The organism is Lapidilactobacillus salsurivasis (genome assembly GCF_054785215.1).
Genome location: NZ_BAAABI010000012.1, coordinates 16913 through 40005, shown reverse-complemented (window position 1 = coordinate 40005; position 23093 = coordinate 16913). Strand labels below are relative to the sequence as shown.

Sequence of the window (23093 nt, the reverse complement as noted above, 5' to 3'; positions counted from 1 at the left end):
CTTTTATGAAGCTTTCCGCTCAGTCGATTTTGGTCTTGGCAATATTATAACCGAGATCGGTGACCACCTGCGCCAATTTGGCCGCCGTCGTGGTCTGCGTGTTGAACTGGAGCTCCAGTTCGTTCTTTTCGAAAAGGGCGCCGACCTCGCCAACGCCAGGTTGTTCCTCCAGCTGTGCTTGAATATGCTCGAAACATGCCGGACAGGCCAGCGGTTCCAAGGTGATTGTTAATTTCGCCATTCTGATTGCCTACTTTCCACTACTATTCTAGTCTACTTCAAGCGAATCGGTAAATAATTGACCTCGATCAAGTTTCTCCCACAAATCAGGGGCGTGGAGGACAGTGTCAATGCGGAAAATTGACCCAAATCCCACATTTTTTCTAGGTTGCGGATTTGGGTGTTGGCGTAAAGTTTAAGTGGGTGGAATAGTTGAAGATAAAAAGGGAGCGATTCCCTTTATGCTAGAATAGTAATTGACAAAACAACTTTCTAGGAGGAATCGCTCTTGAAATCTATTCTACAACAAATCAACACAGAATTGTTAACTTCTTTTGGACTTGAGGTTTTCCAAGTTGCGAATTTGGCTTCATCTGCTATAATGAAGATGTAAAAAGAGCAGTCGCTACAACGACTGCTCCCCAGGGCCGTGAAAACACGGTGACTTGATTACTTTAATACAAAAATAACCACGACAGTCAGAAGTTGAACGCGGTTATTTTTTTTGACCCAATTTAATCAGATCAATCGCGAGTTGGACAGCCTGAACGACGAACGTTCCGGCCATGAGCAACAAGACGATGACGTCCTTAACGGACACCAAACTACTCCTTTCTCCAGATTTACGATTTATCTGTTCGGTCGATGAGATATTGGTGGTTTTTTGTAATTTCTCCAAGTTGCGAATTTGGGTTCATCTGTTATAATGAAGATGTAAAAAGAGCAGTCGCGTCAACGACTGCTCCCCAGGGCCGTGAAAACACGGTGACTGATTGATTTGTTACAAAAATAACCGTAACTCGGTCAAAAGTTGAACGGTTATTTTTTTTGACCTAATTTAACTAGATCAATCGCGAGTTGCACAGCCTGAACAACAAAAGTTCCAGCCATGAACAACAAGACGATGACATCCTTGACGGACATCAGACTATTCCTTTCTCCAGATTTACGACCGAGAAATGATCGTATTGGCCATAAGACCACAACCTTTCGAATCAGATTAGTCACCGCATCAACTTACCCTGTAATACCTAGTCTATCAGCTAATATTTGGAAAAGGAACAGACAGTTTTGCAATTTTGTCTGTTTTCTTGTAATTTCTCTAAGTTGCTAATTTGGGTTCATCTGCTATAATGAAGATGTAAAAAGAGCAGTCGCGTCAACGACTGCTCCCCAGGGCCGTGAAAACACGGTGACTTGATTATTTTGTTACAAAAATAACCGCGATTGTCAAAGGTTGAGTGCGGTTATTTTTTTTGACCTAATTTAACTAGATCAATCGCGAGTTGAACAGCTTGAACGACGAACGTTCCGGCCATGAACAACAAGACGATGACGTCCTTAACGAACACCAGACTACTCCTTTCTCCAGATTTACGACCGAGAAATGATCGTATTGGTCATAGGACCACAACCTTTCGAATCAGATTAGTCACCGCATCAACTTACCCTGTGATACCTAGTCTATCAGCTAATATCTGGAAAAGGAACAGACAGTTTTGCGATTTTGTCTGTTCGGTCGATGAGACTGTTGGTGAGTTTTCTTGTTTTTTCTAAGTTGCTAATTTGGGTTCATCTGCTATAATGAAGATGTAAAAAGAGCAGTCGTTGGACCGACTGCTCCCCAGGGCCGTGAAAACACGGTGACTTGATTATTTTGTTACAAAAATAACCGCGAAACTGTCAGAAGCTTGACGCGGTTATTTTTTTTGACCTAATTTAATCAGATCAATCGCGAGTTGGACGGCCTGAACGACGAACGTTCCGGCCATGAACAACAAGACGATGACGTCCTTGACGGACATCAGACTACTCCTTTCTCCAGATTTACGACCGAGAAATGATCGTATTGGCCATAAGACCACAACCTTTCGAATCAGATTAGTCACCGCATCAACTTACCCTGTAACACCTAGTTTATCAGCTAATATTTGGAAAAGGAACAGACAGTTTTGCGATTTTGTCTGTTCGGTCGATGAGACTGTTGGTGAGTTTTCTTGTTTTTTCTAAGTTGCGAATTTGGCTTCATCTGCTATAATGAAGATATAAAAAGAACAGTCGTTGGACCGACTGCTCCCCAGGGCCGTGAAAACACGGTGACTGATTGTTACTTAAATAACCGCAACTTTGTCAAAAGTTTGGATGCGGTTATTTTTTTTGACCTAATTTAATCAGATCAATCGCGAGTTGGACAGCTTGAACGATGAACGTTCCGGCCATGAACAACAAGACGATGACGTCCTTAACGGACATCAGACTACTCCCTTCTCCAGATTTACGACCGAGAAATGATCGTATTGGCCATAAGACCACAACCTTTCGAATCAGATTAGCCACCGCATCAACTTACCCTGTAACACCTAGTCTATCAGTTAATATCTGGAAAAGGAACAGACAGTTTTGCAATTCTGTCTGGTGCGGTGGGTGCGACTGTTGGTGAGCTTTCTTGTTTTTTCTAAGTTGCTAATTTGGGTTCATCTGCTATAATGAAGATGTAAAAAGAGCAGTCGCGCCAACGACTGCTCCCCAGGGCCGTGCAAACACGGTGACTTGATTATTTTATTACAAAAATAATCGCAACTTTGTCAAAAGTTTGGATGCGGTTATTTTTTTTGACCTAATTTAATCAGATCAATCGCGAGTTGGACGGCCTGAACGACAAAAGTTCCAGCCATGAACAACAAGACGACGACGTCCTTGACGGACATCAGACTACTCCTTTCTCCAGATTTACGATTTATCTGTTCGTTCGATGAGATGTTGGTGGTTTTTTGTAATTTTTCTAAGTTGCGAATTTGGGTTCATCTGCTATAATGAAGATATAAAAAGAACAGTCGTTGGACCGACTGCTCCCCAGGGCCGTGAAAACACGGTGACTGATTATTTGTTTAAAATAACCGCGATACTGTCAAGAGTTAGACGCGGTTATTTTTTTTGACCTAATTTAATCAGATCAATCGCGAGTTGGACAGCCTGAACGACAAAAGTTCCAGCCATGAACAACAAGACGATGACGTCCTTAACGGACATCAGACTACTCCTTTCTCCAGATTTACGACCGAGAAATGATCGTATTGGCCATAAGACCACAACCTTTCGAATCAGATTAGCCACCGCATCAACTTACCCTGTGATACCTAGTCTATCAGTTAATATCTGGAAAAGGAACAGACAGTTTTGCGATTTTGTCTGTTTTCTTGTGATTTCTCTAAGTTGCTAATTTGGGTTCATCTGCTATAATAAAGATGTAAAAAGAGCAGTCGCGCCAACGACTGCTCCCCAAGACCGTGAGAACACGGTGACTGATTGATTTGTTACAAAAATAACCGTAACTCGGTCAGAAGTTGAACGGTTATTTTTTTTGACCTAATTTAATCAGATCAATCGCGAGTTGGACAGCCTAAACGAAAAAAGTTCCGGCCATGAACAACAAGACGATGACGTCCTTAACGGACATCAGACCCGATAAAGAGTGGGGCCACTAACGAGCAACGCTGATGCAAAATATTTCCTTTCTCAACATAAAACCGATCATCATCTGCGCGGCTGTGCCAGATGATGATCGGTTTTTTTGAAGCCTATTCTTGTTGTCAGGTGTCGTTAAATCATTGAAGCGAATCGACCGCCGCTTCAGCGCTGTGGCCGGGAATTACTTAAACCAGCCGCTGATGGTTTGCCAGAGACTTTGGAAGAATTTGCCGAGTTGGTCACCGATTTTCTGGAGAAAATTGCGGTTCTCTTCGGTGTCGAGCTTGCTGAAAATCGACTTGGCGTTGGTTTGGATGTTGCTGATCAGTTTGCTGGCTTGTTCCTTGAAACCAGCGGAATCCAGGGCGCCGGAATCGCGGATCTTGACCAACATATTGATGATCTGGGTCTTTTGATTGTCGGTGATGATGTTGATGATGCCATTGTTGGTCAGCTGATTATTGACGATGGTGGTGATGTCGCCGGTGGAAATATCGCTGCCTTTCTCGGCCATCTCTTTCTTGGCGCCAGCGATGGCGTTGTTCAGTTGGGCGTCGGAGTAGCCGTCTTTATCTTTATTGGCGCTATTGATGTCACTTAAAGTGGACATTTCTTCCTGCGCGGCGGTCACTTGACTCTGATTAAGCGTGTTGCCTGTGGAGGCATAGGCGGCGTAAACGCCAGCCAGCGCGCCGGAGCCGTCGATCGGCGTGGCGGAAGTGACATAAATATTCGCGTCGGTCACGCCGGCGGTCAAGGCCGCGTTTTTGTATTGGTCGGCGGTGATCGTGGTGATATTATTGCTGCCGTTATAATTGAGGATCTGCACATTGATTCCTGAGCCGGACGCTGTTTTCTCGATCAGCGCGCTGGACCAAACGCCCGAACTGGTGGTAAAAGTTGAACCAGAAGGATTGAGATACTTGACCAAAGTCGCGCCGTTAACGGTGATCGTTTGATAGTTGCCGCTGATTTTGGCAGTCAAGGTGTCAATCGTGCCTTGCTTTTGCGCCGCGGTCAGTGAGGTGCCCAAGGTCAGGACTGGTTCCGTCCAAGTGCTGCTGTCTGCTGCTTGGGCCATTGCCGACTTGGTATGACTGAAGCCGACTGCCGCGCCGACAAAGAGCGCCACGCCCAGGGTTGCGATGATTTGCTTCAAGAATGATTTCATGATCGAACCTCGTTTTTCATTTAATAATTGCTAGCTCCATTATACCAAGCCCGCCACCGCTCGCCCAATCATTCCCGCCCATCTTAACCATCCCTTAAGCAAAATCAGTCCTGCGGCGGAGGCCAGGGAGCGTGACGCGCGCCGACATTGCGCCCGGTCGTTTAAAAATTCGTTCGGGTCGCGAAAATCGGCAAGAATTATCTCCAGTCACCAAAAAGCCGCGCCAGTCAGCAATCAAACTAAACGAGTTGGTCGCGAAATAAAATAGTTACCCGCAAACCCAGTTTTTAGCGAAATCGCCGGGACAATGTGTTAAAATAAATACAATGTAACCGCTTTACTAATTGGTACGTTCAGGAAGGGTCAGTGGGATGATGAAAATGTTGCGGCGTTTGATGATCACGGTGGTGGGGACTTTTATGATCGGCTTGGGGATCGCTTTGTTGGTGGATTCTGGAGTGGGCATCGATCCCCTCAGTACTTTTCTGGCGGGGGTGCAAACCTTCATTCCCTGGTCCTTGGGCAATCTGATCGTTGCGTTCAACGTGATCATGTTGATCGTGCTGTTCTTCCTTGATCGCCGGCTGCTTGGCGTCGGCAGTGTGATCAACGCCACCTGTGTCGGACTGACAGTGGATTTGTTAGCGGGCTTCAACGCCTTCATCACGGCGCAGAACTGGCCTACATTGGTGCTCAGCCTGCTGGGCATCTGCTTTCTTGGCTCCGGCTCGGCGATCTATATGTATGGCCGGCTGGGTTACGGCGCCTTGGAAGGCCTGATGATGTTTGGCAGCACCCGCCTGCACTGGCCCGTGCGCTGGACCCGCAGCGCCATGGACGTGATCTTCATTCTTCTCGGCATCTTAATGGGCGCCAACTACGGCTACGGCACCATTCTCAGCGCGCTGCTCGTCGGCCAAGTCATCGGTCTCTGGCGCCAAATCATCAGCGCCAAGCGACGCCGTGGTGGTGTGGTCGTGAAGGATGGGGAATGATGAGGGAAAATTCGTTTGAAAAGCCAAGGATAATTTTGTTAGCGCGACTGACAGTGGCAACAATCGCTTGACCTTTGAGCAGATCAACGTGTTGGGCACCGTGGACGTTAACCGTGTTGGCAAATACGAGCTGACTTATCGCAATGGCAAAATCAGCCGCACTGTCGTGATTACCGTCGTCGCAGATGATGGTGGCAAGCCAGTGGATCCAGATAAGCCGACAAAACCAACAAAACCAACGAAACCAACCAAGCCAACCAAACCAACAAAACCAAGTGTTCCAACTGACCCGGTCAAACCAACCTTGCCTCAAACAGGCGGTGCGACCACCAAAAATCCGGAAAAGGCGATCTTACCACAAACGGGTGCTCGGGAAAATCTGGCCATGGTAGCGATGGGGTTGATCACCGCCTCCTTACTCATTGGTGTGACAATCAAATATTTCCGAACTGATTTCCATTAATCTCAGCCCACAATCAATCTAGTCACCAAAACACAAGCCAATCTGGTTTGTGTTTTTTTCTGGCGATTATTCGTCAGCTTCCAGCGCTGGAACTGGTTGTCAGGGATCCCTCTGCACGGATAATGAAAATGTAAACAATTATTCGCCAATCGAAATATAGGAAAAATCAATGGCGGCTGCTTGGACACATTGTGGTGGCAGAAACGGGATTGGGTCTGGTAGCGTCAAGCAGATTAAGGAGATTCGGGGCAATGAAGAAAGAACAAATTAGTGCGTGTCTATTGTGCGGCTTGCTGCTGGTGGGGGCTGGCCGTGGCGATTTGACTCGAAGCGAGCGCGGATCTTCGCCAACCGTGGCGCGGGCGGCGGTGCTTGATCCGACACAAAAGCAGTCCAGCGCTGGGCAAACAAGCGGCGCAAGCGTAGCCCGCAATGGCGATAATCCGGTCGAATTGCAGACGGTACCGCTTTTGTCCGGGGTGCGGGCGCCTGGTTCGGGCTTAGTCGCGGCGCCTGATGATCAGGTGACCGTCAAGACTTATCAATTAAACGGGTTCGCCTATCAGCACCAAACCGGCCAGGAGACGATTTTGCGGTCGACGCCATCTCGCCAGCCTGTTTCCGGCGATCGGATCGTGGCCCTGATCGAGCAGGCCGCTTCTCGTCAACATTTATACGGCATCGGCTTTTTAGGCCAAGATCAAAACTATCGGGCGTTGGCCATTGCACCGCGACCAGAACTGGATCTCAATATCGGTCGTAGCACTTTTTTCCTCAGTCTGGACCAGATCAAGCAATTATTTGCCGGTAAAGTGGTGACCGGCGTGACGCAAGTCTATTTGTACACCGGCACATCCGCGTCGGCGGCGTGGCTTTTGGGGCCTAGTGACTTGCCTGATATCGAGCGACAGTTGACCGTCGGCTCGCAGCTTTTACAGGCAAGCCCGTTTATCTTCAAACGCCAATTTCATGATGATCAGGGGCGACCGCTGTTTGCTGGGGCCGAGCCACCTGTGATCCCTTTGATTCTCAACGGTCGTGATCGTCAAGATCCTAGCGCCGCCTTGAGCCTTAACCTGCTTTCGAAACTTATTCTTCACTGGCAGGGCTATCGCTTGTCCGCGCTTAAAATGACCGCCGAGGGGGAAACGATTACCGAGAACTTCTCACCAGAATTCGCCATTACCGATCCGGATTCTGACAGTCCGGAGGTCGATATTGGCTTTGGTAATACTGTCGCCGCGTTTAGCCAGAGTGAAATTTATTCAGACACGCCCGGTCCGCAGACGTTGAGTTTCGATTATGTTTACACCAAAATGGTTGATTACCAAGATAAACAAGGCCGGCCGCTGTTTGATGACCGGGGGCCAGCCCAGGGAAGTTTGTGCTTTGTGACCGATCAAGATAGCCCGTCAACACTGGCTTTGGACGGCAGGAATTGGTTGCCCACCACCTACCAAAATAAAACATTGCAGAAAATTATTTGGACAGTTTTGGACGGTCAACAACCACGGACGATCACCAGCAACTTCAGCGCGGACGGCACAGTCACCATCAAGCGGCCGGACCAGGCCAGCCAGGATGGCCAAGCTCAGGTGGTTCCGCCACAAGCGCCTGAAGATCAGGCGATGATGAAGCAAGCACCTGAAAATCAGGTGAAGATAAGCCAAGCGCCACAAAAGTCGGCGACAACGAATCAGCTGCCGGTTGCGGAAACGACGGCGCTGCTCAGGCTGACAGCACTTAAGAACGATCAAGTGCTAACGGCCGACCAATGGCAGACCGTGATCAAACGACTACCGATGATTACGGCCGGCGTGACCCACATGACCTTGGTCTATCGCGAAAACCAAGCCAGCAGACCAGGACCACAGCCTGGAAAACCGGGGCCAGCCACGCCGACAAAGCCCAACTCTGGTGACCATAACCATGGCGGAACCGAGCCGACTGGTCCCACTCCACCGAAGGAACCAACTCCACCGACAGAACCGACAGAACCGACTGATCCAACTCCACCGACTGTACCGACTAGACCGACTGAACCGAGTAGACCAGTTGGACCAACCGAACCAACGAAATCAACTGTACCAACTCAACCAATCGTATCAGCCAAGCCAAGCACACCAGCCAAGCCAGTTGGACCAACTCAACCAATCGAGCCGGTCAAACCGACCGCACCGGCAGCGCCAACTCCGCCGCACCCAAGACCAACCGCACCGGCACCGTCTCGTCCGCGGTTGTTGCCAGTTGCAGGTGAGCAGGGCTCAGACCCACAAGTTTACGGGGCGCTTTTGCTAGCCGGTCTGCTGTTTTGGCGCAGGCGGTCATGGCGGAAGCGAACTGGGGTGGGTCAAAAAAGTTGAAAAGAGCAGTCCGCTCGCTGTTTTTTCTATAGTCGACTTTGCAGGCGTTCTTGCGTTGCACGGGATTCAAAGTTGGTTGTCGCGATTAACGTTGTTGCGGATGATGTTGGCGCTACTTGTCAAGTCGTGCTTGATTCGATATGATTGATTTGTCAATACAAGCGCTTTCAAGAAATTCAGCTAGTGCGTAATGGGGAACTAACGAAAATCAATGGAGGGATTTGCATGGCAATCAAGAATAAGCGCGGAAACCAGTGGCAAAGGGTCCTAACTTGTTTGGCGGTGGGCTTACTTGTCTTCTTTTCAGTGCTGCTGATGGGGACACGACGCGCGAGTTTGGCCCAGGCGGCGTATAATGGGACCGTTACGGAAATGTTGAAATGGGTCAGTGGGATTGTTGACGAGACATCAACCGCGGCGGTCAATCCTAACGTGACTGTTAAGATAAACGTTTTTGCCTATGACCAAGTAACAGGGTATCAACTGGTTGAAGAAGAAAGCAGCGTGATTACCAGTGCCAGTCCAGGCGCGGCGGTATCAGGCGGCCAAGTGAACGAACAATTGGCCTCGTTGGCGGCGAAGCATCAACTGTACGCGCTCATCTTTAAAGGACTCCCGATTGCAATTGGACCGGACGTGGTGGATCGTTTTTACGGAGAACCATTAGTGTCAGCGGATCAGGTCGCCACCGCCTTTGACCATTTGAAAGTGATTAAACCGCTGGAATTTGCTGTATATTATGGTGATCAAGCGCAGAACGCCTGGTATTCGCAAAGCACCAGCGCGACACAGGCGGGCAAGCAAGCATTGACGCTAGAAAGTACTTATCAAGATATGTCCGGGAATCCTGTGTTTGTCGGGTCTGAAGCGAATTTGGTGCCCGCTCAACTCGAAGCAATCGATTCGAGCCGTTATCTTAATTTTAATTCCTGGGCGCTCTATTCCCGCGGCGATTTAACCTTGCGGCGCATGGAGATTACTTCTGATGACCCGGACGGGGTTACCTACAAATTTGAGTTTCCATCGTTCAAGTCAGGAATGTTAAGAAAAGACAAAAATGTTTCTGTTTCCGAGACCATCCAAGGCAAGGAAACCACGTGGCAAGAATCCTTTGCAAGTTGGCATAAACAATACTTTTTGGGCATGTACGACGTCACCAATGCTACTCATGTGACCGTCAAGTCATTCTATGAGCATATTGTTGAGTATCGCGACAGTCAGGGTCAGCCACTATTTGTGGATAACGAGCAGACGAAGATATCAATTCCTGTTCAAGATGAAGGCGAGCATACGGATGATCCGATTATCGACGTGCAACCTTGGCTCATTTATGAAAAAAATGGCTACACCCTGCGAGAATTGAACCTAGAAATGGTCACTACCAAGACTAAGCACAATATTATTTACCGTTTTGCCGCTGATCAGGTCACAAAACAAACCGCAGACGCATCTGGTCAACTCTCGGAGGCCACAACTATGACCATGGCAGAGTTTAAAGCGGCGATGGCGGCGCTTCACTTGAGCGACGCAGATCTTAATAAAATGCGACTAACTTACGATAAACCAAGTGATCCGGATCCAGACCCAGACCCAGACCCGGAACCGAATCCAGACCCGGATCCAAATCCAAATCCAGACCCGGAACCGAATCCAGACCCGGATCCAAATCCAAATCCAGACCCGGAACCGAATCCAGACCCAGATCCTGAAGACCCAGAGAATCCGGGTTCTGATGAAAATGGGGGCGGCACAACACCAACAGTCCCAAATCCGGATGCGAACCAACCTGATCATGATGCGGGGGGTACCGCCAAGCTGCCAGCGGCCGGTGAACAGGAATGGTCACCATTTTGGGGTGTAGCCTTATTAATCGGCGTGGTTTTGTGGGGTATTTTGATTTTACGCAAACATTGGCATCCGCGCAGGCCGTAAGCATTGATACTTGTGAATGGAATTAACGCGCCCGTTAATTTCACCTGTTCTCGTTATTGAAAAGACGCCATAATAAAAACACTCGATCAATTTTCCTCGTTGGGAAAATCGGTCGAGTGTTTTCGATTCGAGCGGGTGGATTAATACACGAGATTGAAGCCCCGTGCTTGGGCCAATAGCTTAATTTAGCGCGGACTCCTTGCTAAGTGTAGCTTGATCAGGATTGACTTTGCGGCTGTCATCGTGCAGATAATGCCGCAAGAACTTGGCGACATGGTGTTTGTAGGCGTGGGGATCGACACCGAAAGCTTGGGCGTGATCGGCGTTGGGCACGACCCACAATTCCTTGGGCGCGCTGGTGGCGGCGTAGTTTTCCAGCACCATCGCGGTGGGGACGAACTCATCGCGCTCGCCATGAATGAAGAAAATCGGCCGGCGGTTGTTTTTCAGCGCGGTCAAGGAATCGACTTCTTTCAAATCGAAGCCCAAGGTCAGGTGGTTGAACAGGTTGGCCACGGGCACGAAGGGAAATTCAGGCAAGTGAAACTGGGCCTTCATTTGGTAAGCCAACTCGCCGCGTAATGAGCTGTAACCACAATCCTCAATAATCGCCTTGACCTGTGGTGGCAGGACCTCGCCACTCATCATCATCACGATGGCGCCGCCCATACTGACGCCGAACAGGACAATTTCGCAATCAGGGCCTAAATGATCCACCAGATCGAGACACCAATCCCGATAATCCAGCCGATCCAGCCAACCGAAATTGACCCATTCGCCGGCGCTTTCACCGTGGGCCCGATTATCCGGCATCAGCACATTGTAACCCAGCTCCTGAAACATTTGGGCATAGCTGGCCATCGTTAAGGCGCTGCCGTGATAACCGTGGGCGATCAGCACCACTTTCTTCGTCGGTCGCGGGTGCGGCAAATACAGCGCGTGCAGGCGATTTTGCGGATCGTCATCGTACAGCCACCAGTCTTCGCGCGGCTGGCGCTCATACCACGCGCTCCAACTGTGCTTCTTACGATTGAACGCCGCCAACTGCCGCGTCGCTTCCTTTTGCTTCATCCGGCCAAAGCCATAACGATATAACGCCGCGCTGGTCGCCGTTACACCCAGAAGGAAAGCGCTGGGAACCGCGACACCGGCGATTTTTTGCCATTTCATCATCTTCACCTCGTGGATTGCTGGCGCACACGTCCAGCGTTTGCTTACCCTTATATCGTAGCTGAAAATCGCCACTTTTGCGACAAGCACGCTTGCTCAACGCGGCGGCGGAATCAGCCCCAGCGTCTTAGAAAAACCGGCAGATCAAGCTTGGCCGCCTGTCAGCGCCAGTCTGTCAGTTCGTGACGAATATTCGCGAAAAAATGCCACCTTATTTTGCTGGGACTAAGAATTGCCGCCGCAATTGGCTCAAGTCGCTGGGCGCTAATTTCAGCCCTTGCCGCCAGTAGTTGGCGATGCCGCCGTAACCTTGGGCGATCGTTTGCACCACGCCTTGAATGAATAGCGCGTCGCCGGTCTGCGTGTTCATTTGCGCCACCGCCGTTGCCACTTCATCATCGCTGACCGCCGCGCCATCAGGAAAGTTGTACAAATCGTTGGTCAACAAGTAATCTTGGACAATCACCGCTTCCGGCACCTCCAGCGCCAGTAAAATCAGGGCCGCGGTCATCCCCGTCCGATCCTTGCCCGCCGCGCAGTGGAAAACCAGCGCCTGATCTTCCGGCAAACTCAATAATTGCCGGAAAACCGTGGCGAAAGCTTGTTGACTATGTTCGTTCAAAACCACATTTTGGTAAATTTGCGCCACTGGATCCTGCAGTTGTGGTCGGCGATGCCGATTGAAGCGCAGGCGCGCGAAAGGACCATGATTCATTAGCCGACCAAAACCAGAAGTGGGGTAGACCGGATCGCGAACCAACTGAACGCCAGGCCAATTTTGATCAGGATAACCAGATTGCTCTGCCGGTGAGCGCAAATCCACATCTTTAGTCACCTGCAAATCCGCCAGCAAAGTTTGATCCTCGGGGGTCAACCCACCCAGCGAGGCCGCGCGGAAAATCCGGCGCCACTGGACGACTTGATCGTGGGTGTTGCGGTAACCGCCTAAGTCGCGGAAATTGACTGTGCCTAACAGGTCGATCACGCGTTTTGAGTGTTCTTGAGTTGTCATTACAATACCTCCAAATCTAGAATTTGAAAAATGGTTTTGGTTGCTATTGAATGTTTGGTGCTTGATTGCGGGTGTGGGTGGGTGTTGCGCGTGAGCGCAACCGGCTGGGACTGCTGTTGCGGACTGGAACGTGGTGGGCGTCGTTTTGAGCCAATCCGCAAAACCCGCGGCTTGTCTCAAAATCGAGCCTTGTCCTAAGCGGCAAAGCCGCCAAGGACAATTTCACCACTGAGCCGCGCAGTCCCAGCCGGTTGCTGAACAGAATTGAGCCTATCTGCAATCGAAGTTGTATATCAGACGAAGCGCTTTTGCAAGATTGAGGTCAAACAATCGCCCTTTTGGGGGTGGTACGGCAATGCCAACGAATTTGGATCAGGAGTCGGAACACTTTGAGTAGGCTGAACATCTCTACTTGTTTCCTGAACGATCCACTAGGTGGAAACCGACCGATCCAGCTGATTCATCAAGAACTTCCTTAGTTCATCAGACAGACTATTCTGGTGTCACCAATTTAAAGCTTGTGACCACTAACCACGGTCGTCGATTGCGTGGCTCCTCATCAATCGACCATAGCTTGCCAGTCGGCGTGAGTGCTTCAATGAATAAGGTTACGTTGAGCGGAGCGTGGCGTTGGTGGTCTGTTTACTCGTCTGGCGGAAGGTCGGGCTGGGGGTGAGTCAGCCGCGATATTATTGTTGGCGATTTATCGCCTACAATAAGGCCGAGTTTTGAGATTTTCGGTGGGTTTCCGAAAAGCTCAAAATCGTGCCCGCCGCGTTCCACCACCCCCAGCCCGACCTGGAGCTTCACCACATCTGTTCACCACCAACGCCAAGCGCAGCGCAAGCTGCGACCAACCTACTTTCAACCAGTCTAAGTAGCGGAGCGGCCCGTTGGTCCGCAACGCTTTTGGTGGGGGTGGCTTGCGCGCCGCTTGTGTTTCAAGTTTAGTCGTATATAATTGAAGACAAGAAACGAAAGGCTGGTTGCCCATGTCGCTAAATCCTTTATTCAGCATTATCATGCCCTTATACAACGTCCGTTCGTATCTCGACCGCGCGTTGCGCACGATTATAAACCAAACCTATCCCAACTTACAGATCATTCTCGTTGATGACGGCTCCGATGACGGTACCAGCGACCGCATCGACTATTGGCACGCTCATGACCGCCGCATCGAAGTCCTCCATCAAGAAAACCGCGGTATTTCTGCCGCGCGCAATGCGGGCATGTCCTTAGCCCGCGGGGAATTTCTGACTTTTATCGATGGGGACGACTGGGTCGAACGGGATTATGTCGCCTTCATGGTCAAAAATCTCCAATATTTCGAAGCGGACCTGGTCAGCTGCGGTTATTTCATTGATCCGCCTGGCCGCAGTGCCGCCAGTAAAGTGGAATCGGGCATTTTGAGCCGAAAAGAGTTACAAAATCGGATTTTGAAATTAGGTGGCAGTGTCCGCGGCTATACTTGGAACAAAGCGTATCGAACGGCCTTGATTCGGCAACATCAACTGGCTTTTGATACGGATCTAGGCTTGATGGAAGATCAGCTGTTCAACATTCAGTATAGCAATCAAGGCGAGCGCTTCTACTTCGATACCAAACCACTGTATCATTATGTGCAACGGGCCGACAGTATCGTCCATGCCTTCGATTTGCAGAAGGTGCCTGACAATTTCTTGGCGAATTTCCGGATTTTCCGCGAGTTGAATCGACCTGAGAATCGCCAAACCGCCACGCCTAAAAAGAAAACCGCCATGCACAAAAAGGCCGCGATCACCATTGAATCACAGCCGCAAAAGAATAAACTGCGTCAATTGCCGATCAAGCAGTCGACGCCGATATTAGGGCGGGCGACCAGGTCCTTCGCGCTGAATCGCCAGGCGAAAGCGTTGGCGCGTTACGATTGGACCCGCCAAGCGGACTTGAGCCAGCGCGAAGACATGACGCTCCACTAAACTAGAAAAAGTTATACTAAGCTAGAAAAAGCGACGCTGAACGAAAATTTACGTCAAACTGACAGCCAAGCCTAGCGCAAATCACGGTTCCAAACGTTGGCGGATGTGATATTGAATCACGGGCACATCCCGCTTGCTGGCAATGTGGGCATCCTTTTCAAAGTAGACCGCGAACGCGTCTTTCCTATCCGCGGCTTCCACAATGATCAAAGGTGATTGCAACGGCGCCTTTTGCTTGAAAATCTCGGCGCTTTGCATGGCACCAGCGAAATCGTGAGCGTTGGCGATCGCGTCGCCAGGGTTAAAGAAGACATCTTCAGACATGACAATCACTCCTTTTACCTAAATTATAGCGATAAAGCAGGCAAAGGAACAGGAAAAGCAACTATTCGTCATAGAAAAACAGGGGCGTTGAAAAATGGAAATCAGAGTCAATCATACGACACTATATTACGTGCAAAGCGGCCAGGGCCAACCGCTGATTTTGTTACATGGTAACGGCGAAAGCCATCAGATTTTCGACAAATTGTTGCCGACCTTGAGCGCCTATTTCCAAGTCTTCGCGCTGGACAACCGCGGCCATGGCAAAAGTGCCCCCGTCAAAGAAATCCACTATCAGGAGATGGCCAATGACGTGGTCGACTTCATCAAACAGCTCAAGTTAGAAAAGCCGCTGCTCTACGGCTTCAGCGATGGCGGCATTATTGGCCTGCTGGTGGCGAGCCAGCATCCCGACCTGCTGGGCAAACTGATGGTCAGCGGCGCCAACTTGAACCCCAACGGCCTCCACAGCAAAGACCGCTTTCTCGCCTGGAACGTCCATTTGTGGTCGCGGCGGCCAGAAGTGCGCCTGCTGAACACCGAGCCCAACATCACCAAGGCCGACCTGCAACGGATCCAGATCCCCACGCTGGTCATGGCTGGTGAGAAAGACGCCGTCAAAATCAGCCACACCCGCTACATCGCCGACCAGATCCCCGACAGTAGCCTAATGATCCTGCCCAAAGAAACCCACAGCAGTTACGTGATCGACAGCTTCAAACTACTGCCGATCATCCGCAAATTCGCCAGCCAACCCGCGCGGGACCAGGTGCCACCCCACAAGCAAGGCTAGCCAGTGCCCGCCACCAAAAAACTGAATCTCAACTTCAAAGTCAGACCGCCAATCAGTGCCGGTCTGGCTTTTTTGGTGGTCAGTCAAGTGGAAAGATAATGTCCGCTAGCGGACCGCTTCTATATAAAAAATGAATAAAAATTGTACAAAATCTATTTTCGGGTGTTTGCGCAATTTACCTGTAACTGCGAGAAGGCCCCAAGCAATGTCCAGAAGAAGCCAATGAAACTGTACGATTCGTGCGCTGAAGTTTGTGGACGCCTTGACAAGATCAACCCTCTTTAACCAGTAAAAGTGTGAATTTTTATTGATAATTGTTATGAAAACGTCCTCAACACCAACTAGACCAATTTATGAAACTTCCGCTTACAAAAAATATTTCAATAAAGTAATTACGCTTTCACCGAATATAACGAATATAATCGCGCATAACGCATAATAAAGTCACAAATAAGTCACAAATGATGAGTCGAATCGTAAGCCGACATTAGTTCCACGGTTCTGGAGGACTTAATTTTGTGGAGGGAAGGAATGGGGTGGGCGACTGAAACACTGATAAGACAACATAACTGAGACGTTTTTCAATGGACTTCTTGTCGATGACAAAAATCGCCATTTGATCCGATCGAAAATTGGTTCGATCGATATTAGGGCGGTGGTAGCACGGGAAATACGGCTTTTCCATTGTATTTAATCGTTATATTTGAATAAATTAGTAATATAGAATTTGAATAACGAATAATTTATTGACCGCCAAACTTTTCCCCAAAAGATTGAAGAAATTGTAACCAATTATGAATAAAGTATGATATAATCAATTTGTGGTTAAGATCAAACGCGTTAATGATTTCGCGAGATTAGACGAGAAACGTTAAATGCGGGACATCGGCTGCGGGGAATCGAGAGTTGACGTTTTGGGGAACGTCGCAACTTGTCTGAATAATTCGGGGGAATCTTCAGCGAGCGGGACTTTCGATGCCGAGATGGTTAGTTGCGTTAGCGGAACAGACTTCAAAGTTACGGGGGAAGTAACAAGTGTGTCCGCGCCAACGAATCGTCAAGTAAACAACGTTGCATAATTCGCGTCAATTCACAGTTTCGCGAGCGGCATCAAATTCATTAGCGGTGAGGCTGGTTGTTCGTGGGGAATCACCAGTCTCAGGAATATTTTCAAACGAAGCATTTTGCGGAGCGCTTCAACATTCAGTTGCTTAGGCAGCGAATCATCTGTTCGGTGGCACCGTGCCGATCGAGAACCAGATGACCAATTCGGGGGATGCGGTCGTCACGTCAATGGGGGTTGGCGCGTTCTGATCACAAGCGCGGGGGAAGTACGATGCTGACTTGTGAGCGTCGGCCGGTGCCACCGGGAGCGACTTCAATTCAGAGCATGATGAAAGGATGTTGCCATATCAGACAAATCGGTGTTTGCTCCGATCGAACTAACTACTGAAAGCACGACGATTATTTCGTGTGGTCAATGATCATCTGACTTTGTTAGGTGCTTTTTGGCGGGTTTCGCGTCAGTTTCCAGTGAATTTCAAATTTCAATAGTTAGTTGAATCGGAGCAAACGAGCGGGCGATTCTTAAGATCGCGTTGATGATTTGCGTTTGTTTTCAAGTTTTTAGTTTAAGAAGCTCGCCCTAGCTGAGCGGGTCGCAGAGTCATGATAAGTTTGACGGGTCGACTCGCTTATTTGTTGTTACGCCCGATTTCTTGCGGTTCCCAGCGAATCGCTTCGTTTCCACCAGTCATGTCCCCCGAGGCAACTTAAGTACCGCCCCCCGGTGATCTGAGTTGCGTTGGCTGCAGACAAGCGCGTTTCGCGACTTGAATGTGGCCTTTTTTTATTTCCCGACTCTTTCGTCAAAAAAACGGTGAAAAATAGTTTTTCGCTGGATTGCGGGTGTGGTGGGTGTTGCGCGTGAGCGCAACCGGCTGGGACTGCTGTTGCGGACTGGAACGTGGTGGGCGTCGTTTGAAGCCAATTCCAAAAGCGGGAATTGTCTTCAAATCGAGCCTTGTCCTAAGCGGCAAAGCCGCCAAGGACAATTTCACCACTGAGCCGCGCAGTCCCAGCCGGTTGCTAGGCAGAATTGAGCCAATCAGCAATCGAAGATGGATATTTAGCGAAGTTCTTTTGCAAGCGAGAGGTCAAAGAAATGCCCATTTTTAGAGTGGTACAGCGACACCAACGGATTCAGTTGATTCGTCAAGATTTTGCCCTAGTTCATTAGATAGACCGCATTGGGGACCGCTGATTTGAACAGTGTCACCATTGGTCATGGTCGTCAATTGCGTGAACCTGTATCTATTGGCCATAGTTTGTCAGGCGGCGTGAGCGCTCAAACGGCTGTTAAAACGTTGAGCGGCTGGAGCGGAGCGTGGCGTTGGTGGTCCGTTTACTAGTTGGCGGAAGGTCGGGCTGGGGGTGAGTCAGCCGCGATATTATTGTTGGCGATTTATCGCCTACAATAAGGCCGAGTTTTGAGATTTTCGGTGCACTTCCGAAAAGCTCAAAATCGTGCCCGCCGCCTTCCACCACCCCCAGCCCGACCTGGAGCCCCACCACATCTGCAATCCACCAACGCCACGCGCAGCGCAAGCTGCGGGCAATCTACTTTCAATCTCAGTCTTTTCCAGCAGAACAAGTTGCGGGCAGAAAAAAATAGCCCCAAACTAGGGCTACCTTCGCCGAACATGCGCGGCTGTGCGCGATCACTTTACAAAATCAAGCCTTGACTGCTAAGGCCGCTTCGATCGCCGGCACCATTTCTTCTGGCTTGATCCGGGTGTCAAACCGTTGGACCACATTGCCATCGCGACCAATCAGAAACTTGGTAAAGTTCCAACGGATCCGACCTTCGAAATCAGCGCCACTTTCCTTGGTCAAGTAGTGGAACAGCGGTTGCGCCTCCTTGCCATTGACAGGTGCGATCTGATGCATCGGGAACGTTACCCCGTAAGTCGTTCGGCAAGCCTGGGCCGCGTCCGCACTGGACTTCAGCTCCTGCTTGAACTGATTGGAAGGAAAACCCAACACCGTCAAACCTTGATCATGATACTTCTTGTACAACTCTTCTAAAGGACCAAACTGCGGCGTATAGCCACACTTGGTCGCCGTATTGACGATCACCAACACCTGGCCGCGGTAGCGATCCAGCGAATAGGTCGTCCCATCTTCAAGCGTCACATCGAAATCATAAATTGACATTAGCTAAAACCTCCTTTCGTTCAGTATAGCGGTTTCGCTGACTTTCGGTTAGCGATTTGCACCAGCGGCCCGCAACGTTTTTTCGTGAAAGAATGGTGGTGAAATCGCCGCGGCGATCGCAAACGTGGTAGGCTTTAGGCGTTCAACAACATAAGCAACGACAAGGAAAATATACTTAAACCAGTTCCACAGCAACGAAATTATTGGAAATAATCTTGGGGGTTTCGACTATGAAAAAAGCAACAAACAAATTTACGCAAGCCGGCACGATTTTGCTGGCAATGGGTTTAGCGGCGGGGGCCGCGGTCGTGGTTCCAGAACTCGGTGCAGGCTCGCAGATAGAGACAGCGCAGGCGGCCGATTTAACTGATGATGAGAAGCAGGGATTGGTAGATCGAATTGATAAGGCACTAGTTGACGGTCAAAAAGTTGCAGACCAAGCCAATGAATTAGTATCGAAAGTCTATCGTTATTTCCCCAATCAAGCACATCAAAAAGGTCCTGTGTTCTATGCTGATGCTGAATATATCTATCTCTACATCACAAATATGGTTACGGATTCTTCAGGCAAATCACATCCCAAAATTGTTGACAATATGAGAACAAATGCAGATAGCTATCGTCAGATGATAGAAGGGGGGATGGCTCACACATATTCCGCTGCCGATAATCTTGTTAGAGGGATTGAGGAGATAATTGATCCAAACCATTTAGCATCTACTGTAGACAATGCACTACCGGGTTGGATCAAGATATTAGAATTTGTCGAGCCTAACGTACAAACATATTATGACTCGAAACCGACAGCACAATCTACAGCAGAGGGTGTTGCACTGAAGCAAGCATTAGCTGATGGTGCTGATTTAATTGCGAAGCCGGAATCGAAAGGCTATTTCCATTATGTAGCTGTCATCAACGCATTATTGGACAAGCTTGGCGATTTCCAGAATGCTAAGGAAACAACCACCATCACCATCAACTATCAAGATCCAGATGGCTCACCAATCGGTACACCGACAACAGTTGAAGTCGATCCCGGCGCAACCTCGGTCACGATTCCTGCGACTAACTTAGCGGAAATCGGCAATTATGAACTGTCCAAGGACTACACCCTTGGAACTGGTGGGACCTTGGTCTTGCCTTTGGAAGCAGGGAAAACATCGGTGACCTTGAAGTACACACTGAAACAAGCCAGTATCACCGTCAAAAGTGTGGATGAGAATGGGAAAGAAATTGGCACTGAAACTCAATCAGGCGTTATTGGTACAATGACCGATATTGAAGCACCGGAAATTAACGGTTACACCGTCAATGGCAAAGACAAGGAAACCGTCACTTACGGCACCGACAGCGAGATCACGTTCACATATAAGAAGAACGCATCAGTAGTTATCCCGGATCCAGACCCGACTGATCCCGGAACCACCGATCCAACCGATCCAACAAATCCAACCGATCCCGATCCAACCGACCCAACTGATCCAGATCCAACCGATCCAGACACCACCAATCCGACCACGCCGACGGATCCAGAGCGGCCGACGTTGCCGATCACGGGTGGCGAAACTGGCGGCGATCAGGAGAAGCCGACAACCGACCCAGTAACTGACCCAACAACGGCGGTTAAGCCAGTTCTCCCGGCGACCGGAGTAACCACCAAAACGACTTTGCCGCAAACTGGCGAGCGTCATCATGTCTTGGCAACTTGGTTGAGCGCGGCGGGCGTGGCTTTGGCTGGCGTCGTGGCAGTGGCGGTCATTGTTGCCCGCAAACGGCGCGATTAGTTTACAAGCGAATGCAAAAATCCTACTTAACTAAATACGCAATCCCGACGGAAAACACTCAAATTTTTTGGGTGTTTTTTAGTTTGGACTTTTACCGCGACTGATCGGATTTCACCACAGGCCAATCTCGCCCAATAATGACCGTCCTGATGGCAAGATCCAAGCGTCAAATCACTCTCCTGATAGCGAAATCCAAGCATCGAATCGTTATTCTGCTAGTGGCATCCCATAATTGAATCGTTCCTCTGATGGCAAAATATCTGGGATTGTTTTTGATGGCAAGGTCAAAGCGGCTGTTACGCTGACAGATACACAGAAGCGGGTGTTAGCATTGGCTTTATCGCGGGGTACCGAGAAATCAGGTTCAAGGTCATCAAGGGGCTGAGAGGCGCTAATTTGACCAAGCTCGATGCTTATGTGGTCACCCAATGGCTGGCGCGGGAAATCGTTTCGCTGAAGCCTAAGCAAGGGTCCAAACTCGTTTCGCAAATGGAAGCGGTTATTGGGAAAATTAAAACCCAGTTGGATGTGTCAGCGATATTTACCTGGGCGCATCAACCACACCCCAGATCATTGATCCAATTACGCTGACCAACCTGAACGCCGACGAACGGGAAACCCTTGAAGGCCAACAGTTTGACGCGGCGATAGGACAACCGCAGAGACTTGCCGGCGCCACTGTGATCACCGAAATAGTGTCCATTGAATATTTTAAAATAGAAGGTTTTCGCAACAATTCCCATCCGAGAATGCTCGGGAACCTTGATCTGTCGCGCCTTATCGCCGGATGAATCTTGTCTAGTACAGCTATGCATGCGCCAGTCAAAATCCGAGTTTGGCGCCAGACGATAAAATTGCTCAATTTGGGGTGGATAGTTTACGTTAACCGGACATCCTTGGCTGCTCCCTAGACAATTCCTGAGTGGAAGCCGATCGATTCCGCCGATTCCCACCCAAGAACTTGCCTCAGTTCATCAAGCAAACTGTCCCGGAGTCACCAATTTAAAACTAGTACCCACTAACCACGGCCGTAAATTACGTGGCTCCCCACCGATTGACGACAGCTTATTCGTCGGCGTGAGTGCTCAAACGTCTGTTAAAACGTTGAGCGGCTGGAGCGGAGCGTGGCGTTGGTGGGCCGTTTACTAGTTGGCGGAAGGTCGGGCTGGGGGTGAGTCAGCCGCGATATTATTGTTGGCGATTTATCGCCTACAATAAGGCCGAGTTTTGAGATTTTCGGTGGGTTTCCGAAAAGCTAAAAATCGTGCCCGCCGCGTTCCACCACCCCCAGCCCGACCTGGAGCCCCACCACACCTGCCAACCACCAACGCCACGCGCAGCGCAAGCTGCGGCCAACCTACTTTTAACAACGCAGTGCTGCCCCAGCGCAGCTCCGGCTGCGCGTCACAACCGTCATCAAATACTTTTCGGAAAGCAAGCGTTCACAATTCCGCCGCAGTTAGACTATAATTGAGTTGTGTGGACCGCGATCCGCAAATCCAGAGACGAGGTAGTTAAGATGACAGATTACATTCAAGTGGTCGACGAAACCAAGCAGTACCAAATGGGCAGCACCACCATCACCGCCAACGACAAATTGAACTTCACCATCAAAAAGGGCGAGCTGGCGGTGATCCTCGGCCCCAGTGGCGCAGGCAAATCCACCGTCTTGAACATTCTCGGCGGCATGGACAAACCGACATCCGGCCAAGTGCTGATCGATGGCGCTGACATTGCCAGCTACAACGACCGCCAATTGACCAGCTATCGCCGCACCGACGTGGGCTTTGTGTTCCAATTTTATAACTTGATTCCGAATCTGACGGCGTTGGAGAATGTGGAGTTGGCGACCGCGGTGGCGCCGGACGCCTTGGATCCCAGCACGGTGTTGGAAAATGTCGGCTTGGGCCAGCGCTTGGACAATTTCCCGGCGCAACTTTCTGGTGGAGAGCAACAGCGGGTGGCAATCGCCCGGGCGTTAGCGAAGAATCCCAAGTTACTCTTGGCCGATGAGCCGACAGGGGCGTTGGATTATCAAACCGGGAAACAGGTGTTGCAGTTGTTGCAAGACGTCAGCCATCAACAAGGGCAAACCGTGGTGATCATCACCCATAACGCGGCGCTGGCGCCCATGGCTGACCGGGTGATCAAAATCAACGACGCCAAAGTCCGGGAAATCACCACCAATCCCACGCCCACGCCGATCACGGCGATCGAATGGTGAGCCA

General features: G+C 49.9%; 19 protein-coding genes and 1 pseudogene. 12 read left to right on the top strand and 8 right to left on the bottom strand.

Annotated elements, in window-relative coordinates; translation table 11 throughout:
• Positions 1 to 19: 19 nt before the first annotated feature.
• Together ACYVSB_RS11475 and ACYVSB_RS11470 are read right to left on the bottom strand one after the other, a co-directional pair.
• On the bottom strand, positions 20 to 241 hold the full coding sequence (locus tag ACYVSB_RS11475; protein WP_461219486.1) for a heavy-metal-associated domain-containing protein: 222 nt from the start codon (positions 239 to 241) through the stop codon (positions 20 to 22).
• Positions 242 to 3868: 3627 nt separating this feature from the next.
• The gene (locus tag ACYVSB_RS11470; protein WP_461219485.1) at positions 3869 to 4858 is read right to left on the bottom strand and encodes a DUF1002 domain-containing protein; all 990 of its coding nucleotides are present in this window, start codon (positions 4856 to 4858) and stop codon (positions 3869 to 3871) included.
• 371 nt (positions 4859 to 5229) lie between these two features.
• On the opposite strand from ACYVSB_RS11470, the gene ACYVSB_RS11465 reads away from it, so the two are divergent.
• From ACYVSB_RS11465 to ACYVSB_RS11445, 5 genes and pseudogenes are all read left to right on the top strand, one after another.
• The gene (locus ACYVSB_RS11465) at positions 5230 to 5853 is read left to right on the top strand and encodes a YczE/YyaS/YitT family protein (protein ID WP_461219484.1); all 624 of its coding nucleotides are present in this window, start codon (positions 5230 to 5232) and stop codon (positions 5851 to 5853) included.
• 31 nt (positions 5854 to 5884) lie between these two features.
• A pseudogene (locus tag ACYVSB_RS11460) lies at positions 5885 to 6019 on the top strand (bacterial Ig-like domain-containing protein); the annotation flags it as partial.
• Positions 6020 to 6316: an LPXTG cell wall anchor domain-containing protein gene (locus ACYVSB_RS11455; protein ID WP_461219523.1), complete on the top strand. Its 297-nt coding sequence runs from the start codon at positions 6020 to 6022 to the stop codon at positions 6314 to 6316. It begins immediately after the preceding pseudogene.
• 251 nt (positions 6317 to 6567) lie between these two features.
• Complete coding sequence (locus ACYVSB_RS11450) at positions 6568 to 8679, top strand: hypothetical protein (RefSeq protein WP_461219483.1); 2112 nt, start codon at positions 6568 to 6570, stop codon at positions 8677 to 8679.
• A 225-nt stretch (positions 8680 to 8904) separates the two neighbouring features.
• On the top strand, positions 8905 to 10611 hold the full coding sequence (locus tag ACYVSB_RS11445; RefSeq protein WP_461219482.1) for a hypothetical protein: 1707 nt from the start codon (positions 8905 to 8907) through the stop codon (positions 10609 to 10611).
• A 180-nt stretch (positions 10612 to 10791) separates the two neighbouring features.
• Here ACYVSB_RS11445 and ACYVSB_RS11440 read toward each other — a convergent pair whose 3' ends face one another.
• The 3 genes from ACYVSB_RS11440 to ACYVSB_RS11430 all read right to left on the bottom strand — a co-directional run bounded on the left by ACYVSB_RS11440 (position 10792) and on the right by ACYVSB_RS11430 (position 13073).
• Positions 10792 to 11781, bottom strand: coding sequence for an alpha/beta hydrolase (locus tag ACYVSB_RS11440; RefSeq protein WP_461219481.1), 990 nt, complete (start codon positions 11779 to 11781; stop codon positions 10792 to 10794).
• A gap of 211 nt (positions 11782 to 11992) precedes the next feature.
• The gene (locus ACYVSB_RS11435; protein ID WP_461219480.1) at positions 11993 to 12793 is read right to left on the bottom strand and encodes a tyrosine-protein phosphatase; all 801 of its coding nucleotides are present in this window, start codon (positions 12791 to 12793) and stop codon (positions 11993 to 11995) included.
• 43 nt (positions 12794 to 12836) lie between these two features.
• The gene (locus tag ACYVSB_RS11430) at positions 12837 to 13073 is read right to left on the bottom strand and encodes a hypothetical protein (protein ID WP_461219479.1); all 237 of its coding nucleotides are present in this window, start codon (positions 13071 to 13073) and stop codon (positions 12837 to 12839) included.
• 132 nt (positions 13074 to 13205) lie between these two features.
• Between ACYVSB_RS11430 and ACYVSB_RS11425 the strand changes: the two genes are divergently transcribed.
• Positions 13206 to 13469: a hypothetical protein gene (locus ACYVSB_RS11425; RefSeq protein WP_125600394.1), complete on the top strand. Its 264-nt coding sequence runs from the start codon at positions 13206 to 13208 to the stop codon at positions 13467 to 13469.
• Between the two features lie 316 nt (positions 13470 to 13785).
• Positions 13786 to 14751 (top strand): glycosyltransferase family 2 protein, encoded by a 966-nt coding sequence (locus ACYVSB_RS11420; RefSeq protein WP_461219478.1) that lies wholly within the window; start codon positions 13786 to 13788, stop codon positions 14749 to 14751.
• 81 nt (positions 14752 to 14832) lie between these two features.
• On the opposite strand, the gene ACYVSB_RS11415 is transcribed toward ACYVSB_RS11420, so the two are convergent.
• Positions 14833 to 15075 carry a hypothetical protein gene (locus ACYVSB_RS11415; RefSeq protein ID WP_125600400.1) on the bottom strand — a complete coding sequence of 81 codons (243 nt, stop codon included), beginning with the start codon at positions 15073 to 15075 and terminating at the stop codon, positions 14833 to 14835.
• Between the two features lie 94 nt (positions 15076 to 15169).
• Here ACYVSB_RS11415 and ACYVSB_RS11410 point away from each other — a divergent pair, with 94 nt between their 5' ends.
• The 3 genes from ACYVSB_RS11410 to ACYVSB_RS11400 all read left to right on the top strand — a co-directional run bounded on the left by ACYVSB_RS11410 (position 15170) and on the right by ACYVSB_RS11400 (position 18276).
• The gene (locus ACYVSB_RS11410; RefSeq protein ID WP_461219477.1) at positions 15170 to 15865 is read left to right on the top strand and encodes an alpha/beta fold hydrolase; all 696 of its coding nucleotides are present in this window, start codon (positions 15170 to 15172) and stop codon (positions 15863 to 15865) included.
• Positions 15866 to 17845: 1980 nt separating this feature from the next.
• On the top strand, positions 17846 to 18043 hold the full coding sequence (locus tag ACYVSB_RS11405) for a hypothetical protein (protein WP_125601832.1): 198 nt from the start codon (positions 17846 to 17848) through the stop codon (positions 18041 to 18043).
• Positions 18044 to 18129: 86 nt separating this feature from the next.
• Entirely contained in the window at positions 18130 to 18276 is a 147-nt protein-coding gene (locus ACYVSB_RS11400) for a hypothetical protein (protein ID WP_461219476.1), read from the top strand.
• 322 nt (positions 18277 to 18598) lie between these two features.
• On the opposite strand, the gene ACYVSB_RS11395 is transcribed toward ACYVSB_RS11400, so the two are convergent.
• Complete coding sequence (locus ACYVSB_RS11395) at positions 18599 to 19081, bottom strand: glutathione peroxidase (protein WP_461219475.1); 483 nt, start codon at positions 19079 to 19081, stop codon at positions 18599 to 18601.
• A 230-nt stretch (positions 19082 to 19311) separates the two neighbouring features.
• Here ACYVSB_RS11395 and ACYVSB_RS11390 point away from each other — a divergent pair, with 230 nt between their 5' ends.
• Positions 19312 to 20865, top strand: coding sequence for a MucBP domain-containing protein (locus ACYVSB_RS11390; protein ID WP_461219474.1), 1554 nt, complete (start codon positions 19312 to 19314; stop codon positions 20863 to 20865).
• A 554-nt stretch (positions 20866 to 21419) separates the two neighbouring features.
• On the opposite strand, the gene ACYVSB_RS11385 is transcribed toward ACYVSB_RS11390, so the two are convergent.
• Positions 21420 to 21608 carry a hypothetical protein gene (locus ACYVSB_RS11385; protein WP_461219473.1) on the bottom strand — a complete coding sequence of 63 codons (189 nt, stop codon included), beginning with the start codon at positions 21606 to 21608 and terminating at the stop codon, positions 21420 to 21422.
• Between the two features lie 776 nt (positions 21609 to 22384).
• Between ACYVSB_RS11385 and ACYVSB_RS11380 the strand changes: the two genes are divergently transcribed.
• Positions 22385 to 23089, top strand: coding sequence for an ABC transporter ATP-binding protein (locus ACYVSB_RS11380; RefSeq protein WP_461219472.1), 705 nt, complete (start codon positions 22385 to 22387; stop codon positions 23087 to 23089).
• The last annotated feature ends 4 nt before the right edge of the window (positions 23090 to 23093 follow it).